The 17,332-nt window shown below is 48.3% G+C and carries 14 protein-coding genes; 11 read left to right on the top strand and 3 right to left on the bottom strand.

The features are described from left to right. The first annotated feature begins 8 nt into the window (after positions 1-8). On the top strand, positions 9-935 hold the full coding sequence (locus tag LRL21_RS23970; protein ID WP_240418321.1) for a hypothetical protein: 927 nt from the start codon (positions 9-11) through the stop codon (positions 933-935). Positions 936-943: 8 nt separating this feature from the next. Here the strand turns inward: LRL21_RS23970 and LRL21_RS23965 are convergent, their stop codons facing one another. Continuing rightward, positions 944-1,675 carry a hypothetical protein gene (locus LRL21_RS23965; protein WP_240418320.1) on the bottom strand — a complete coding sequence of 244 codons (732 nt, stop codon included), beginning with the start codon at positions 1,673-1,675 and terminating at the stop codon, positions 944-946. A gap of 453 nt (positions 1,676-2,128) precedes the next feature. On the opposite strand from LRL21_RS23965, the gene LRL21_RS23960 reads away from it, so the two are divergent. The 4 genes from LRL21_RS23960 to LRL21_RS23945 all read left to right on the top strand — a co-directional run bounded on the left by LRL21_RS23960 (position 2,129) and on the right by LRL21_RS23945 (position 7,405). Continuing rightward, positions 2,129-3,172 carry an AI-2E family transporter gene (locus LRL21_RS23960; RefSeq protein ID WP_240418319.1) on the top strand — a complete coding sequence of 348 codons (1,044 nt, stop codon included), beginning with the start codon at positions 2,129-2,131 and terminating at the stop codon, positions 3,170-3,172. Positions 3,173-3,302: 130 nt separating this feature from the next. Further along, positions 3,303-3,512 carry a hypothetical protein gene (locus LRL21_RS23955; RefSeq protein ID WP_240418318.1) on the top strand — a complete coding sequence of 70 codons (210 nt, stop codon included), beginning with the start codon at positions 3,303-3,305 and terminating at the stop codon, positions 3,510-3,512. A gap of 153 nt (positions 3,513-3,665) precedes the next feature. Next, complete coding sequence (locus LRL21_RS23950) at positions 3,666-5,921, top strand: Ig-like domain-containing protein (RefSeq protein WP_240418317.1); 2,256 nt, start codon at positions 3,666-3,668, stop codon at positions 5,919-5,921. Positions 5,922-5,971: 50 nt separating this feature from the next. After that, on the top strand, positions 5,972-7,405 hold the full coding sequence (locus LRL21_RS23945) for a tetratricopeptide repeat-containing glycosyltransferase family 2 protein (protein ID WP_240418316.1): 1,434 nt from the start codon (positions 5,972-5,974) through the stop codon (positions 7,403-7,405). A 10-nt stretch (positions 7,406-7,415) separates the two neighbouring features. Here LRL21_RS23945 and LRL21_RS23940 read toward each other — a convergent pair whose 3' ends face one another. Both LRL21_RS23940 and LRL21_RS23935 read right to left on the bottom strand, forming a co-directional pair. Then, positions 7,416-8,027: a TVP38/TMEM64 family protein gene (locus LRL21_RS23940; RefSeq protein WP_240418315.1), complete on the bottom strand. Its 612-nt coding sequence runs from the start codon at positions 8,025-8,027 to the stop codon at positions 7,416-7,418. A 218-nt stretch (positions 8,028-8,245) separates the two neighbouring features. After that, positions 8,246-8,482, bottom strand: a complete 237-nt coding sequence (locus LRL21_RS23935) for a DUF6953 family protein (protein WP_240418314.1) — start codon at positions 8,480-8,482, stop codon at positions 8,246-8,248. Between the two features lie 83 nt (positions 8,483-8,565). On the opposite strand from LRL21_RS23935, the gene LRL21_RS23930 reads away from it, so the two are divergent. The 6 genes from LRL21_RS23930 (at position 8,566) to LRL21_RS23905 (ending at position 17,330) form a co-directional block, all read left to right on the top strand. Beyond that, positions 8,566-9,906, top strand: a complete 1,341-nt coding sequence (locus LRL21_RS23930; protein ID WP_240418313.1) for a hypothetical protein — start codon at positions 8,566-8,568, stop codon at positions 9,904-9,906. A gap of 95 nt (positions 9,907-10,001) precedes the next feature. Beyond that, on the top strand, positions 10,002-10,271 hold the full coding sequence (locus tag LRL21_RS23925; RefSeq protein WP_240418312.1) for a hypothetical protein: 270 nt from the start codon (positions 10,002-10,004) through the stop codon (positions 10,269-10,271). Between the two features lie 135 nt (positions 10,272-10,406). Beyond that, complete coding sequence (locus LRL21_RS23920; RefSeq protein WP_240418311.1) at positions 10,407-11,876, top strand: SWIM zinc finger family protein; 1,470 nt, start codon at positions 10,407-10,409, stop codon at positions 11,874-11,876. A gap of 50 nt (positions 11,877-11,926) precedes the next feature. Continuing rightward, a complete protein-coding gene (locus tag LRL21_RS23915; protein ID WP_240418310.1) occupies positions 11,927-13,825 on the top strand; it encodes a HEAT repeat domain-containing protein in 1,899 nt (632 codons plus the stop codon). Beyond that, on the top strand, positions 13,801-14,892 hold the full coding sequence (locus LRL21_RS23910; RefSeq protein ID WP_240418309.1) for an ATP-binding protein: 1,092 nt from the start codon (positions 13,801-13,803) through the stop codon (positions 14,890-14,892). Before LRL21_RS23915 ends, LRL21_RS23910 begins: the two co-directional genes overlap by 25 nt. Beyond that, complete coding sequence (locus tag LRL21_RS23905; RefSeq protein WP_240418308.1) at positions 14,850-17,330, top strand: DUF5682 family protein; 2,481 nt, start codon at positions 14,850-14,852, stop codon at positions 17,328-17,330. Before LRL21_RS23910 ends, LRL21_RS23905 begins: the two co-directional genes overlap by 43 nt. Positions 17,331-17,332: the final 2 nt, after the last annotated feature.

Here is a 17,332-nt window from a genome sequence, read left to right as displayed (position 1 = left end):
GTATTGTGATGAATCACAATAAAGCAATGCAGCGAATATTGCAGCAATCGGGCAATGAGGATTTGTTAGAGGTATGGAGCAAGGAGGCTTCTCTATCGGACATTAATACGTTCTTGCTTGAGCTGTTCAGAAACAAGACGCATTCAGCATCCCCGAGCGATTTGTTGAACAAATATGCAGCGAACAGCTTCGTTCAGCCTGCCGCGGTGAATCCCATTGCACTTAAGCGATTGGAAATCACGCTGCTGCAAATCGCGGAGGCAGCCTCATTTCCGGCTATTCAGCTGTCGCCGGTAGCACCCTTGGGTTCATGCTCGGTAGTGGCAACGGCTGATCAGAACAAAATCATATCGGCTCTCCGAGGAACCGAGGTCGTAGCCGATGCGACTAATCTGCTTGCGCTTCATATGTGTACATTGCTCAAGGCACGTAAGGCTAGCAACGAGGAGCAGCCGTTACAATTCAGCACCACACACCGGCATGTGCGGGCACAGCCGTTTAATTTCCCTGGGGCTTTGACACATTTCAGCTTGTTCTGCATGGTGACCTCAGGACGGGACGCAGGCTCCTATTCATTTGAAAAAAGAGCTCTGCTGGATCATATTAACGTGTACCAACAAATTTTCAAAGCTGTGTTCGATGTCAATATTGAAGTTCAATTCAATCAACGTGTTGGGTATACCGATGGAGCCGGTCTTATTGAGAGATTAAGCGATCACATACGTGAGATGATGCCGGACATCATCGTTAGCGAGAACAGCAGCAAGACGGATAACCGATACTATAAGGGTGTGCAGTTCACTATTATTGCCAAGATTCGTGAACAGGAAGTGCGAATTGGCGATGGTGGTTTGGTCGATTGGTCGCAGCAATTGTTGGGCAACCATAAAGAAAGAATGATGATTAGTGCAATAGGGCTGGACCGAATGCTGTGAGCTGCAGCCTATGGCTGCTGTTTATGCTCTAGTGTCGTATACAGCCAATCGGTTACGGCCTGAACCGTGATGTCCAGATTGGTCCTACCTTCTTTGTTCAGGTAGGAGCTGCTCGCTCGAAAATAATCCGGATGGCCGCCAATCAACGGCAAGCGGAGCTGTGTCGTGTGAGCAGCGGGGGCTGATTGACGCCAAACCGGCAAGCCGTGTGCGTTTCGCAGCCACATGCCCCGGCTTCCAAGCCAAGTTACAGGATCAGAAGAACGGCCTTTGTCGCGGCCAGCTTCCGCATACATCCAGGAGTCCTGAAGCCATAGAGGTACAGGACATTTGGGTGAGCCGATTTGCACAACACGAATGGGCCAGCCCGCGTCATAAACCCGCTCTTCAGCAAGAATGCTGGCAGCCTGGACAGCAGCTACTCCGCCACCACTATGACCGATCAACAGCGGCCAGCCTTCCTCGCCGCAAGCTTTAATCGACGTAGCGGCTCTGCCTCCGCCAATAGATCGTAATGGACGGGAGCGTGCGGTCCACATATCGTGGCGGAGCTCGTGCAGCTGATGCAGCAGCCTGCGGCTCCAGTCGCCATAAGGGTAGAGCAGTCTGGAGGCTGACACGGAATAGCCTGCTTGCGTTAAGCTTGCAATCATGGCCAGCCTAAAGTCTTCCATGAAGAGCGGAGCTGTCGCCACCCCAGCCAGCATAAACAGATTCACATGTGTAACAGGCAAGCCCATCCGATAAACCTCCACCTAATTTTTTCTAATCCTCTCATTATAGCAGAATCGAGAATTGCGGCTCAATCCTTCCTTTTTCGATAAAAAAATACATAAATACACAAAAAAACAGCAACGAATTTCGGTTTTTCACGTATAGGTAGACACAGGGCTTGTTTAAGTTCCGCTGCATGTAGAGATTGCTTCCCCGTCAATCGCAGCATGGTCCTTGGGAGCATGTTGAAGCTCTGCGATTTAGCCGTACGTGCACAGTGGCAGCCATATAGGTCTGAAGACAGTGATGCTATCCTTCATTTAAGCACCAAAGATTTTAACATAATGAATATTTTATGTGAAAATACACCGGAAAACCCTATTAAGCACATTGAGTTAGTGTCGTAAACATGGTAGACTTTTTATAGTAATAAAGTCACGGTTATTTTCATGAAAAGTTTGAGGAGTGTGTTTGGGGTAATGGATTTTCTTAAAAAACTTTTTGCAAATGTAACCGTAAAAAGATTCTCAATTCTTTTCTTGATTTCGTTGCTATTAATTAGTCTGGGGGGCATGCTGAATCTCGTTTTACTCACATTTTTATTGGCCTATATCATCAACAGTCTCCAGGGCTTTATTTCATCCAAAATAAATCGATATGTTCGTATCAACGATAAAATCGTGGTGATCACCATCTATATCGTGTTGATTGTTTTGCTGGTTTCAGGCATATCCAACGTCCTGCCCAAAATCATCTCACAATATAAAGCGATATCGGACGGTTTGATTCATCGCTATAACACACCTGCTAATGATTGGCTGTCGGAATATATTATGAATACGATCATCGGTCTCGACTTTCAATCCTACACTCGACAAGGTCTTGGTTATGTATTCAAAGTAGGCGATTGGGGCAAAACCTTCCTCTTGTCCGTGCTGCTAAGCTTGTTCTTCCTGCTCGAAAAAAACCGAATTAAAAATTTCACAGCGAAGTTCAAGACAAGTAAAATCGCATGGTTCTATAACGAAATGGAATATTTTAGCCGTAAATTCATCGTTTCCTTCGGTAAGGTAATCGAAGCGCAAATCCTGATTGCGATTTTTAATACGATCTTTACTGTAATTGGTCTTTGGATTCTTGGCTTTCATTACTTGGTTGCCCTATCGATTGTCGTTTTCCTGCTAAGTCTGATTCCTGTTGCCGGTGTGATCATTTCCTTGATACCGCTCAGCATTATTGGTCTTCAGCTTGGTGGTGTGATGATGGTCGTCTATCTGATCGTGATGATCATGGTCATTCATGCTTTCGAGAGCTATTTCCTTAATCCGAGATTAATGTCATCCAAGACAAAGCTCCCGATGTTCTACACGTTCGTTATTCTCATATTTTCAGAGCACTTCTTTGGTATATGGGGTTTAATTATTGGTGTTCCGGTGTTCGTTTTCCTATTGGATATTCTGGATGTGAATTATCGGGAAGAGCCGATCAGCAAATCAAAATCCGAGCATGAACCTATAAAATAAAGCAGTCAGGGGGCGTAAAGCGACGGTATGTATCGTCAGGCAGCGTCCCCTATTCCATTACCCTACGCGAATCCGATAACGGATTATGACTTCGTGGAGTACCCTTATTTGCACAGGAGGAGAGAGAAAAGTGGACAAAGATATGGATTATCAAGCCTATGATATCGGTGATGTGGATACTCATAAATTAAAAACTAACTTGAAATTGGCCGATGGTGATATTTTCAAAGCAAAAGGTCAGGCTGAAGGTCAGAAGGAGATTTATTGGCAAGTGGTCAGGCAGGTAGAAAAGAATACCTATATGTGTAAAGTTGTCGGCATCAATGAATATACCCCTTGAATACTAGCATGTACGGTAGAGCAACGTTGATTAACAGCATTTGTTCATGGTACCAATTGTATGAAAACTAACATATATTTTTTACCAAAGCTATGATAAATTAAGAGAATATAGTATATTCGGGGAACTTTGTCATTTAAAGGAGAAATAAATGTGATAAACAAGAAAAAAGTGAGAAAGGGTTCCAAGACCAGCAGGCTGGTCAAGGTATTAACGGCATCGCTCGTTTTGAATCCTGCTTTGTACATGCTCACATTTGAAAAAGCTTTTGTAGAGGCCGTTTCGACGGCTAGTTATAAAGCTCCCTATGTGAGTAAAGCGCTTCCGAATTTTCATACCGGAGTAGGTATACCCCTCACGTTGAATTTGAACGAATATTTTGACGGGATTAACAGTTATTCGGTATCAGCCAGCAATCTGACTGGATTTACGGCGACGATTAACGGAAGCTCGCTGATCTTGACCAACACGCGGACAGGAACGGCCACAGTCAGTGTAACGGGAACTGCAGCTAACGGGGGAACCGTCTCGGATACCTTTGATGTTGCCGTAATACCGGAAAGCTTGGATAAGGATGGCAACGGTCAGGTAGATATTAGTGAAATTGTGTCTTATGCAGGCAGTCATTCGATGACCCGAGATATTTTACAAGATACGCTGAGCTTCATTGTTCCTCAAAAGCTCACTTCCCCTAATACGGCTCCGAAGTCTCTGGACACATCGATTACGGTATACAAGAACAGTCCGACTACATTAAGCCCCGCTGACTTATTCTCGGATGAGGATGCGCTTATTATTGTCAACAACTCCATTAGTTTGAGTCCAACCGGATATGCCACAGTGAATGCAACCAATAACCAGCTTACCGTTACTGCGCTTCAGCACGGCTCCACGATTATGGATATAGCTGTAAGGGATGGACGCGGAGGGAAAGCAAGCAATCGCTACAATATAACCGTAGGCAATCGTGCTCCCATTTTTACAGGTTCTGATGTAACGGTAACAACAAATACATATTCGCCAACCATCGATCTACATACATTGTTCAACGATCCGGATGGAGATCCTTTACAATTTGGCACTGTGCAGGTTTCATCATCGTCGCCCAACCCGCCTGTACAGCTTGTAAGAACCGACGATACCTTTAAATTGTATGGTATTGCGACAGGATCTGCCACCGTAACGGCAAATGCATCGGACGCATATGGTGGAATGACGACAGGCTCCTTTAATGTAACAGTAACGAATGCAACTTATGTAAACCACCCGCCGCAATATAATTCAGCGTCGAATAAGCTGGTCAATAGGGTAATCGATCCATCCATTGAATCGAATGCGTACAATCCGTTTACGATTGATTTGACGAATGCTTTTACCGATCCGGATAATGATAATCTAACGTATTCAGTCGCGAGCAGTACCGCTTCCATAGCTGCGGCTTCCATATCAGGTAATCTATTAACGGTTACTCCGCAGGGGGCAGCTCATGGTAAAACGACAGTGACGGTGACAGCGAACGATAATCGTGGCGGTATTGTCAGTTATGGCTTTGATGTGCTGTTTAACAGCGTGCCTACTTTCACAGGTTCTCTTGTACCTTCTTCGTATTCTATTCAGCATACTATGAACGCAATCGCGTATATTGGTGGGTTTCATGACGCTGACAACGATAACCTGGTCTATTCTGCCATATCTGATTTGGGCGATTCTTTAAGCGTTACGACCGCATTATCAAGTTCCGGTGCCAGAGCCTATATTAGCGGTCTGTCCAGAGGAACGCACACCGTAACTCTGACGGCTACGGATCCATTTGGCGGCAATCGAACAGCCAGCTTCTCGGTAGAAGTCAAAAACAATGCACCCATGGTCAAGAGGCCGATTTCCGTTATAAACGGTCAGTCCGTAGCCATTGTGGCGGATGACATTTTTAACGATATCGATGGCGATAGCATGTCCCTTACTGCTTTCCAAAGTATAAGCACAAGTGGGCTGGTGACAACCTCTTTTGCAAGTGGAACGTTGTATGTAACGGGAATTGGTGTAGGCTCAGGTTCGATTGCAGTTACGGTTAACGATTACCATGGTGGTGTGATAACTACAGAATATGGTTATACCCCCATTCCAGAAGGTCTTGAACTTCCGTTTAAAGTGTATAATCCGCTCCCTGACGTACAGACAAGTCCGAACTTGACGAAAAAATTAGATCTATCCAGTTATTTTAGCGAATTTACATCCTTCACGGTTGTATCCAGTGATTCAAATATAGCCCAGGTTTCGGGTCCGTTAGGTACGGATTATAATTTAACGGCAGGCAGTACGATGGGAACCGCAACGATAACAGTCAAGGCTTACGACAGCTACGGAGAAGCTTTAACAACTACTTTTCAATTTAATGTATCTCCTCCTTGACTCTAGAAATAAATGGCACCAAAATGCTTTATATGAAACAGGTGGATCCCTTGCAAACAAACGTACTTGAATTTGAACCCATCATCGAAGCTTTAAAAATGAAGCGGTATAAGGAAGCAGAGACTTTATCTGTCGGAATTTTACAACGTAACCGTCTGGTTGCGCAGGTATGGGTATACCTCGGTGAAGCTTTGATGCATCAGGGGTATGGCAGGGCGGCGCGGATGGTATTTGATCGGGCATGGCTGCTTGACCCGCAGTCAGGATGGGTTCGTGCCGTATATGAAGCGGTTAGCGGCGTGCCGGATGGGCCGGAGAGAGCGTCCATTCAGGAGCTGCTTGCCGTAAAAAAGGTTACTGTCGCCGCCGCTATTCTCGCCTACAACAGTGATCGCTCCATAGAACGTTGTTTGAGAGCATTGACTGTGACGAATGCCGTCGATGAGATTGTCGTAATCGATTCCTATTCGACCGATCGAACGGTTGATATTGTTCGTCAATTCCCGCAGGTCAAGCTTGTCAATGTCGATTGGCATGAGGACTTTGCTGACAAGCGCAATCAGGGACTTGAGCATGTGGACAGCGATTGGGTGCTGTGGGTGGATGCTGATGAATATCTGTTTCCAGAGGATCAGCATGCTATCCGCCAGGTGGCTGGAATATTCGATGAGGTAACGCTTCCCCCTGTGCTGATGATCTGGCAGGTCAATGAGATGCAGGGAACGGTCTCGGACGAATTTACCCAGCACCGGATGTTTCCGACGAAACGCGGCTTGAGCTATAAAGGACGTGTTCATGAGCAGATTGTGCTGGATGGACAGGGGATTTTTGAAGGGGATACGTATCGTCAATCGGTACGTATTCGTCTTCTTCATGATGGATATGAGCCGACCGTTGTTCAGCAGGAGAAGAAGCTTGAACGCAATCTGAAGCTGCTTAAGCAGATGGTTGAGGATGAGCCGGACAACCCGGGATGGCTGCTGTACTACGGCAGGGAGAACATGGTAGCTGGCATCCTGGACAAGGCCGTTGAGGTATTGTCCTTGGCGGAGGAGAAGGCAGCGGGGCTGACGAATTTTGGGCGAACCCTGGATATTCTTATGTATCTGGTGAAGATCCACTTGTCACGCAAGGAGCTTGAGCAGGCGGATCAGGCGTGCAGGCGCGCCATTCAGATCGCTCCTAATTTCCCGGATGCTATCTATTATATGGCACAAATTCAGATGCGTCAGGCGATAGGTCTGCTTCAGACTGCAGAGGTCTCGCTGCGCAGTGTGAAAGGACATTATCAGGAATACCGTGGATCAACGCCCGCTGACACACAGATCCCACAGTGGAGAACCGATGTGGCGCTTGCTGATCTGGCACTCATTTCCGGTAAAAAGGTAGAGGCTATTTCCATTTTCAAACGCATCCTGGAGCAGTACCCTGATCTGGATGTTATTCGCAAGAGGCTGGTACAATTAGAAGGACATGGGAAGTAACCGCTGAGGGTTACTTTTTTTGTTTCCATATTCGGTAAATCAGGAACGTAACCAACAAGAATAACACGTACACACCAATCGAGAGCAGCAGGCTGCGGGTATCGGACGTCAAGCTGCTCCCGATAAAAGCAAACAACAGCATGGCTGGAATTTTCCCGATAGCAGAAGCCGTAGCAAAGGGTAGCAGGCGTATAGAGAGAACCGCAGGATAAATATTGACGACAGCTTGCGGAATAAACGGCATCAGCCGAGCGAACAGGATTGTCATAAACGGGTTGCGTTCTATCCGTTCATGAAGCTTTTCCAGTCGGTTGAATTTGGATAAAAAAGCTCTGGCCTGTTTTTGAAAGAAGGTACGTGCCATTAAAAAGATGAGCACCGAAGCAACCGACGCTGCAGCCCAGCTTATCAGAGCACCTATCCATGGTCCATACACAAAACCGAGCAGTCCGATGATCACTTTATAAGGAACGACAGGGATGATTATAAAACCCATTGCGATGAGAAATACAACGTAGAGCGGAGCATCTCCATTTTGCATCCAAAATAAAATTTCATCCTTGTACAGGAAGAAGATCAGCAGCATGGCCGCATAGGTAAGGCCGGTATACCATTTTTTCATGAGCTCTCCTTATGATTCATACGGAAGCATACAATTCGTAAATAAACCAAGTCCTAAAAGTCCGGTGAAGAACGAGCGCAGCGGTCAAATGATCCTGGAGAATCGTAAGCGTTCGCCTTTGAAATCGTGAAAAATCCGCTTAATCTCATCCAATTTCACGATTTCAACAGCGATCGGAAGGATATTTGGCCGCGCAGCGAGACTTATTCACCGGACTTCTAGGTCCAGCCCCAAAAAAAGCCATCCCGATCCCAGGCTACACGACCCTTGTGCAGTTTTTTGAAAATCTTTTTGACTTCCTTGGATATGGACGGATTGCCATTGTCATTCACATAAATAAAGGATTCACCAAAGTTTTCACTAATATAGGCAACGGCTTGTGCTTGATATAAAATTCCGGCAAATCGTACTTCCTTCAACATCCATTCAGCTACTTCTTCTGCTGTAATTTCCAAACGAATCGCTCCCTAGCTGTGATATGATTAACTATTAATATATCATACTAATTGACAGATGTTTAACAAAGGAGAAATTGTACGTGCGAAGTTATTTGATTTTGGGAATGTGTGGTTTGTTTCTGATTCAATATTTTGCCCGCCTTCATTGGCTGGAGCCTGTTATTATTGTGATGACACTGATCGCTTTTGCGGGAAGTGCCACGAAGGCGAACCCTACAGCACGTTGGTATGGTATCGTCATGCTCATTGTAGGCGTTACCCTGGAATGGGGGAAAGGCACCGGATTTCAAGGGATCAGTGATGGCATCTCGATGAATCTCCCGCTGTTGACGTTAGTCATTTTGGTACCGCTGCTGTCCTTGCCCTTGAAGCTGGGTGGATATTTTAGCGCGATTCATTTGTTCTTGCAGGGCCTAAGGCATCATCCGCGCAGTCTGTTTTCAGGAATTACGAGCGTCTTATTTATATTAGGCCCGATTCTGAATCTGGGCTCGGTTCGTATGGTGGACGAGCTGCTTAAGGATCTGAAGCTCCCTCCGGCCTTGTTAGCCAAAAGCTATCTGGTTGGCTTCTCGACGACGATGCTGTGGTCGCCTTATTATGCGGCTGTCGGATTGGTGCTCTATTATTTGCAAATTCCAGTCACAGGTTATATGGCTTACGGGATCGGGTTGGCGCTGCTGTTTCTACTTATAGGCAATATTCTGTTTGCAATTTCACAAAGCCGACATCCTCTGAATATGGAATCTGAAGACACGGAATTCACAGAGGACATCGTGAAAGGGTACCGCACCAAGCTGCTGCAATTGGGAATCATTATCGTTGTTTTGATGACGACCACATTTGTATTGGAAGCGTTGACGCATTGGTCGATGCTGGTGATCGTCAGCTTGCTTGCGATTGCTTTTCCGCTCGGGTGGGGGCTGATCACAAAGGGCTGGAGCCGGTTAATCCCGCATTGGATCGATTTCAGGGATCAGTCCGTACCCCTCATGAATAATGAAATTGTGCTGTATACAAGTGCAGGCCTTTTGGGACGAGCGATGCAGGGCACCGACCTCGGCAGCGGCATTGGTTGGGCTCTCACTACGCTTGCAAATCAATCATTTATGCTATTTGCTGTTTGTGTGGTCGTAACCATAGTTGCCGTCACTTTTATCGGCATTCATCCGATGGTGATTGTCACTGCGCTGGTTACACAAATGAACGCCGAACAGCTGGGTACCACAAATCCCATATTGGCTATGCTGCTGATGCTTGCTTGGTCGATTTCATCGGTGTTAAGCCCTGTGAATCCGCTAAATTTGATGGTTAGCCGCCTTACGGGCCTTTCCGGGCTTCAGGTTGGACTTCGTTATAATGGCTGGCATCTGCTGATCGTAGCTGTGCTGGGGATCGGGATTATTACGATTATTCACTAGAGAGGTCTAAGGAATGTCAGATAAGAATGGATTTGCTAGCGGATATTCCTTATACTACAGGTATGATTAAGATCGATAAATAATGGAGTGGTGAGATGAGCAAGGGAAGAGTATGGAATAAGGGGAAACGCAACGGGGGAGGCGGACCGCCAGCAGGAAAGAGCAGCAAGGCTATCGCGGCAGCTAACAAAAGCAGTATCGCCCCGCCTCAAGAAGAGTCTGCTGCGACTGAACAAGCTGTTGTTCAAGAAGTATCCCGGGTTGATCAGATTAAACCGATGAATCGTACGAATTGGGTATCAAGGCCAGCGAGAATTACACCGGAGAAAAAAGGTGCGAACCATACCGATACACAGCAAAAATAATGCTGATCCATACAAAACGAACTTTCTTTTCAGGGGTTCGTTTTTTTGTTGAACGGGTAAAAATAAAGGAAACTTAAGGAAAATGTAGAAATCATTTAGTGCCTTATCTCAAAAACTATCGTCATACTCTTGTACATGAAAGGAACAACGATGATCTCAATTACCGAAGCTTATGTCGATTCATTGGCGATTAACGCCAGCGCTATGAAAAATGGCCGCGATCTGGCCAAGAAGAAAAGCTTTCCGATGCTGGGTAAATCGGTTGACGAATCGCTTATATTTGGCGAATGCAAGGGGAGCGGCAAGGAGCCGTATCGCTGCTCGGTAGATTGGGTGAAGCCGGAGGACCCGGTGTTTCGCTGCTCCTGCCCAAGCCGGCAATTTCCTTGCAAGCATATACTTGGACTGATGTACGCATATGCACAGGGTGATTCTTTTGTGACTGCTGATATTCCCGCTGATATTGTTGAAAAACGAGAGAAGGCGGAGAAACGCGAAGAGAAGCGGGAGGAAAAAAAGAATGAGCCACAAGGCGAAGTCTCTCCCAAGAAGAAAAAGACCAACCAAGCGGCTTTACTTAAAAAAATAGCTGCACAGCTCGAAGGTATCTCGTTATTGGAAAAGCTGATTCATCAGCTGACGCAGGCGGGACTTGGCAGTCTGGATAAAAAAACATTGAAAACCTTAGAGGATCAATCGAAGCAATTGGGCAATTATTACATACCAGGCTTGCAAATTGCTTTTCGCGAGCTGCTGCTTGAGATAGGCTCTGCTAATGACTTGAAGGATAAAGAATCGATGTATTCCGCCATCGTTGAACACCTGGGAATCTTACATACGTTAGTCAAAAAAAGCCGCGATTATTTAACTGCCCGACTTGATAACCCGGACACCCCAATCGACATCGAAACGACGCTGGAGGAACGGATCGGTCATGCCTGGCAGCTTGCCGAGCTGCGGGAGCACGGACGTGCGCGGTCTGGCGCGGAGCTGGTTCAATTGGCATTCTTGTCCTATACGGACCAGGCTCGCAGTGAATTTGTCGATGAAGGCTATTGGGTTGACCTGTGTTCGGGACGGATCGATGTGACGCGTTCCTATCGGCCTTTTCGGGCAGCCAAGCATATGCGGGAGGAGGACTCTGTCTATCAGGTGGTCATGCCTCAGGAGCTGTTCATGTATCCGGGTGAGATTAATGCGAGGGTACGCTTCGAGGAAGCCGCGCTGCGGGATGTGGTGAAGGGGGACTATGTCCAAATTGCAACTGCAACTCACAAATCGTTTCCAGAAGCAATTAAGCTGGTGAAAAATCAGATTAAAAATCCATTATCGGATAAACATCCGGCCCTGCTGCTGTCTTATACCGAAATTAGGCGGGTGGATGACGGATATGTCATCGTGGATGGACAAGGGAAATCGATCATGCTCGCAGATGTCGCCTTTGCAGATCGTGCCACCACGCCGCTAATTCCTCTGTTGAATAGACAAGTTGTACATAATCAGGCCATGCTTGTCCTTTTCGGTCACGATATGCAAACCAACCGCTTGCAGGCCCAACCGATAAGCATTGTGACACCTGATGAAATTATTCAATTGCTGTATTGATGGATCAGATTAGGTCATAAGGATAACTGAGAAGGTTAGGAGATCATGTGATGAGCATAGCTATTTTATCCGATTTGCAGCAAGAGATACGACGTTTGTTTATTGCCGGCAGCGGGCTGGCAGAAGGCGACCTTCGTTTGACGAAAATATTGCCCCAGCTGCAAAAGCTAGGCGAAGCCGCGCCTGTTTTCAATAGGGTGGCCCAGTCGCTGGCGCAGGTAATAGAGCCGCAAAAAGCCGAGCAGGCTGCCGTCAAGCTGCTAGACCTCAGCATACTGGTGAATTCGATTTTGTATACACAGGGAACAACAGAGCCTGCTGGCGGTATGGCAGAGAGCGTACAGGTTGAGGGAACGAATATCGCATGTTCAACCACAATTCCTCACCGCAAGCTTCATCCGGCTGTCGAGGCACTAACATCCAAGGGCCAGGGAAGAATGGAGCAGCTCCGTCTGTCTTTTGAGGATGGATGCCTGCAGGATTTCCGAATCATCCCGATTGTGGTAGCTGCACTGGATGATGGTTACTCGGAGATTGCTGAATTCGTCTATGAGAAGGTCATTCCGGCTTATGGTGCGGATGCACTTCCAGCGCTTCGGGAGCAATACAATCCACAGGGAGGCAAATCGGATGGGCGTCGGCTCAAGCTGCTGCATCGTTTGCTGGATGCTTCCGGTATGGACCTCTATCTTCAGGCTGCACAGGAGGGCTCTCTGGACGTCCGTTCAGCTGCAATAGAGCTGCTCGGCAATTATTCGGAACAGGAAAGCTATATTCTGGAGCAAGCCGATGATAAGAAAAAGGAGATTCGCAGCGCAGCATTTGCCGGCCTGGCAAAGCTCGGAACGGAGAGGGCAGTCGATCGTCTGTATCAGGCTTTAACCTCGTCCAAGGATCGCGAGCTTGCCGCAGAGCCTGTATCACAATGCCGCGCAGCAACGCTGACAAGCAAGATTATTGCCAATGCCGAGGAAAATTTGCAGCTTATCGTTAGCGGACAGGGAAAGGTCGGGGCTGCGAATGCCGCTGTGAATAAGGAAAGAGAAGAAGCGATTAAGCAGCTGCTTGCCGATGTGCAGGCGTTGGATGAGAAGCAGCCGGAAGAAGTGCTGGCATTCCTGAAGAAGCTGCTTTCCACGTCCGACTTTATCATTCCAGAAACAGAAGAAATCCAGCAGCAGGCCGCTAATCAGCTATTGTGGATGCATACACCGGAAGCCTACGAATTTGCAATCAGCCTACAGGACGCGTATAACGGCACCTTTATTGCCCACAGCTTCCGTGCAGCCTATAAAACACTTTCGCCTGAAGAGGTGTATAAGCGGTTTGCACCGGTATTGTCAAATCCTAAAAAGGTGGCTGCCAAGCAGCTATTAGGCGCGATACATCGGGTCACACCTTCGTTGTCCAAGCAATTGCTGGCAGCAGGCTGGGATGATGAGGACTTTAATGCCACATCGTTTGCAGCAGGCGAGTCTGCATCCAAGCTTGATCCGAAATGGATTGATGTATTTGTGGAAATTGATGAGGAAGAGCTGGTATGGTGCCTTGCAGATCGTCCGAACCCACAAATTGCCGCTTATATGTCCAGAAAGGCTCAATTGAAACCAAGCTTTCGGACCCATCGTACCTCCTCGCTGCTGCTGGCATTATTCCGAATTGGTTACAAAGAAGCGCCGGAGCTGTTAATGGGCATTTTGGAGAAGGAATCGGTCAAAAATTTGTATTATTTAGACACCGAGCAGCGTGCGCTTCTGAATCTGCTGCCGCGTTCCTATGCTGACAGGCTGCAGAAGTTCGCTGAGGCGCTTACGTATGAGAACATCAAAAATCAGATACTTGAAATTGCTGAGTCTGTAGCAGCGAAGCCGGAAGAATTAGCAGCAAATGAATCGGTTACCGAGAAGGGAAAGGGATTATGGGGATGGATCAAAAACAAGATGTCTTAAGGCTCCCAGCTGAGCGGTTATACGAACACGAGCTTGAGGCTTTGAAGCAAGCGGATAAGGATGCCTTGCCTTCAGGCTGGAAGCTTTCTCCGAAATCCGTGCTGACGTTCATTACTGGAGGTACCGCAGGCGGCGTGGATATCACGCCCAAATATATCGGGAACCGCCGTCTGGTAGAAATGGCCATTGCCACACTGCTGACCGACCGGGCGCTGATGCTGATTGGCGAGCCGGGAACAGCCAAGTCATGGCTTTCCGAGAACTTGACCACTGCGATCCATGGAGACTCCTCCAAGGTCATTCAAGGAACAGCGGGTACAAGCGAGGAGCATATCCGCTACTCATGGAACTATGCGATGCTGCTGGCGCAGGGACCATCCGATCAGGCGTTGATCAAAAGCCCGATTTTCCGAGCGATGGAGAGTGGCGGCATTACGCGATTTGAAGAAATTTCACGCTGTGCCTCAGAGGTTCAGGATGCTTTAATATCGATTTTATCTGAAAAAACATTGTCAATTCCCGAGCTTGATCGGGAGTTGTCGGCGGCACGCGGATTTTCGGTGATTGCGACAGCGAACACCAGGGATCGTGGCGTTAATGAAATGTCGGCAGCCTTGAAACGGCGATTTAATATTATTGTGCTCCCGGCACCGTCGGATATTGAAACCGAGGTAGGCATTGTCCGTAAACGTGTCGGCGAAATCTCCGCGAATTACGAGCTGAACGCTTCCCCTCCGGACGATGAAGCGGTACGTAAAGTCGTGACAATTTTCCGTGAATTAAGAAGCGGAATGACGCTTGACAGCAAGAGCAAGCTCAAACCCCCAAGCGGAGTCATTTCCACAGCGGAGGCGATCTCCTTGCTGACGGGAAGTATGGCGCTGGCAGCCAGCTTCGGGAACGGTACGATTACGGATGAAGATGTCGCGGCAGGACTGCAGGGTGCGATTGTAAAGGATGAAGAGAAGGACAGTCTGGTCTGGAAGGAATATTTGGAAAATGTGATGAAGAAGCGGGGATCATCATGGAGAAGTCTGTACAACGCTTGCTCGGAGATGAACAATTGAATAGCAGCGCGGCTCACAACGGCTCTCCCGTGGGAGAAGAACTGGATAATGGCTTTCACGTATTCGGGATTCGGCATTTATCCCCTGCCGGTGCCCATCATTTGTTGTCTTTCCTTGATAAGGTCAAGCCGACTGCCATTCTGGTCGAAGGGCCGAGTGATGCAAGCGGCCTTATTCAGCAGCTGACCTCCCGTGGTGTCGTACCGCCGATTGCCATACTCGCCTATACGGACCAGCTTCCGGTACGGACGCTGCTCTACCCGCTGGCTGAATATTCGCCGGAATATCAGGCTTTCGTATGGGCCAACCGTCATGGTGTGCATACCGAATTCATCGATCTGCCGTCGAACACGGCGCTGGCGCTGTATGAGCAGCGGCGGAGCCAGCGCAAGGCCGTGCCAGACGTTCAGGATGAGCAGGATAGTCGGTCACAAGCACAGTCTCAGGATGTTCAACAGCATGGAGAACAGCAAGCAGTAGACAGTCCCCGGGAAAACGCGCTGCAGGCTTATTTGCGCCAGCAGCATGAGCGTTATGGGCGCATAGCCGAGCTTGCGGGTGAGCCCGATTACGATGCTTACTGGGAGCGTCATTTTGAGCACAACACGCAGAAGGATGCTTATCAGCGCTCCATCTACGAGTTTTCATACCAGTTGCGTGCCTTGTCCGAGCAGGATGAACGGGAGCACGACGCCGCAGAGACTGCCTACAATGAGATTCGTGAAGCGTATATGAGGCGTCGAATCCGCGATCTGCTGGAGGCAGGACATTCGCCGGAGCGGGTAGTGGTCGTTACAGGCGCGCACCATGCTTCGGCTCTTGATCTGAGACTTCCTGTCATGAATGACAAGCAGTTGGGGAGCTTACCCAAAGCTTCAACCAAGCTTACATTGATGCCTTATTCTTTCTATAAGCTGTCCACACATTCGGGATACGGAGCCGGGAATCAGGCTCCAGCTTACTTCACTTTATTTTGGCAATGCCTGCAAAAGGGTGATTTGAGTCAGCTGCCCTCCTTATATTTTTCCCATGTAGCCGCCGCTCTTCGCGAGCAGGGCACCTATCGCTCGACTGCAGCGATTATTGAAGCGGTGCGATTGGCCGAAGCACTTGTATCGCTGCAGGGAGGCAGTCAGCCAACCTGGAAGGATTTACGCGACGCGGCAGTTGTTTGTCTCGGATACGGAGAGCTGTCACCGATAGCGGAGGCATTAGCCAGAACCGATGTGGGGACAGCAATCGGCAGCTTGCCGGAAGGCGTCAGCCAGACACCGATTCAGGATGATATGAATCGTGAGCTGAAGCGGCTGAAGCTGGAGAAATACAAATCGACAGTAGCGAGCACGCTGCAGCTTGACCTAAGAGAAAATCGCCGGGTGAAGTCGGAGGATGCCGCTTTTATCGATCTATCGAGGTCTGTTCTCCTTCATCGGCTGGAGCTGCTTGGCATCAACTTCGCGCGCAAGCAGCGGGTTCATCAGGATGCAGCTTCATGGGCTGAGCATTGGATTTTGCAATGGACGCCAGAAGCCGAAATCCAAACCGTGGAGTCAACCTTAAAGGGTGAGACGATAGAGCTGGCGGCAGCCTTTGTGATCAATGAAAGACTGGAGTCATGCGACGATATTACCGAAGCATCACGTCTCATTCGGATTGCATGCGACTGCGGTTTGCCGAAGCTGATGGAGCAAGCCAGGGCTACCCTGCAGCAGCTTGCTGTCGATGTGGGTAATTTAAATCAAATTGCTGCAGCTGCTTATGAGCTGTCGGTCTTGATCCAATATGGATCACTACGCAGGATTGAGACCAGCTCCTTAATTCCTTTGCTGCAGCAGCTGTTTTTGCGCGGGGCGCTGCAGCTCGTAGATGCCGCAAATTGTAATGATGATGCTGCCAAAGCCATCGTGACCGCCATTCAGACGCTGCATGGTATCGCTCAGGAGCATTATGAAATTGTCGATGACAGGCTTTGGCTGAACAGACTGCATGAGCTGTCCTCGCGTGATGACCGGAATGCCAAATGCTCCGGATTTGCTTTTGCCATCCTGCTGGAGCGCAACGAGATTTCCGAGGAGCAAAGCGCTCAGGAGGTATCAAGACGGCTTTCGCCCGGCATCCCTGCGGATCTCGGAGCTGGCTGGTTTGAAGGCTTGTCCATGCGCAACCGCTATGCACTGCTCTCTCGTTTATCGTTGTGGAAGCAGCTGGACGCTTATATGGAATCACTGGAGGAGGAGCAATTTCACCGTTCGCTCGTTTTTTTACGGAGAGCCTTTGGATCGTTTGAGCCGAGGGAAAAGGCAGCGATTGCCGAGATGATGGGTGATATCTGGGGAGTCGATGCAGGCCAGACAGGTGAAATGCTGCAGCAGCCGCTCAGTGAGGAAGAAAAGGGGAAACTCGATGAGCTTAACGACTTTGATTTCGGGGATTTGTAAAC

This window comes from Paenibacillus periandrae, from assembly GCF_022458865.1.
GTDB classification, from domain to species: Bacteria; Bacillota; Bacilli; order Paenibacillales; family NBRC-103111; genus Paenibacillus_S; species Paenibacillus_S periandrae.
This window is presented reverse-complemented; position numbering and strand designations above follow the sequence as displayed.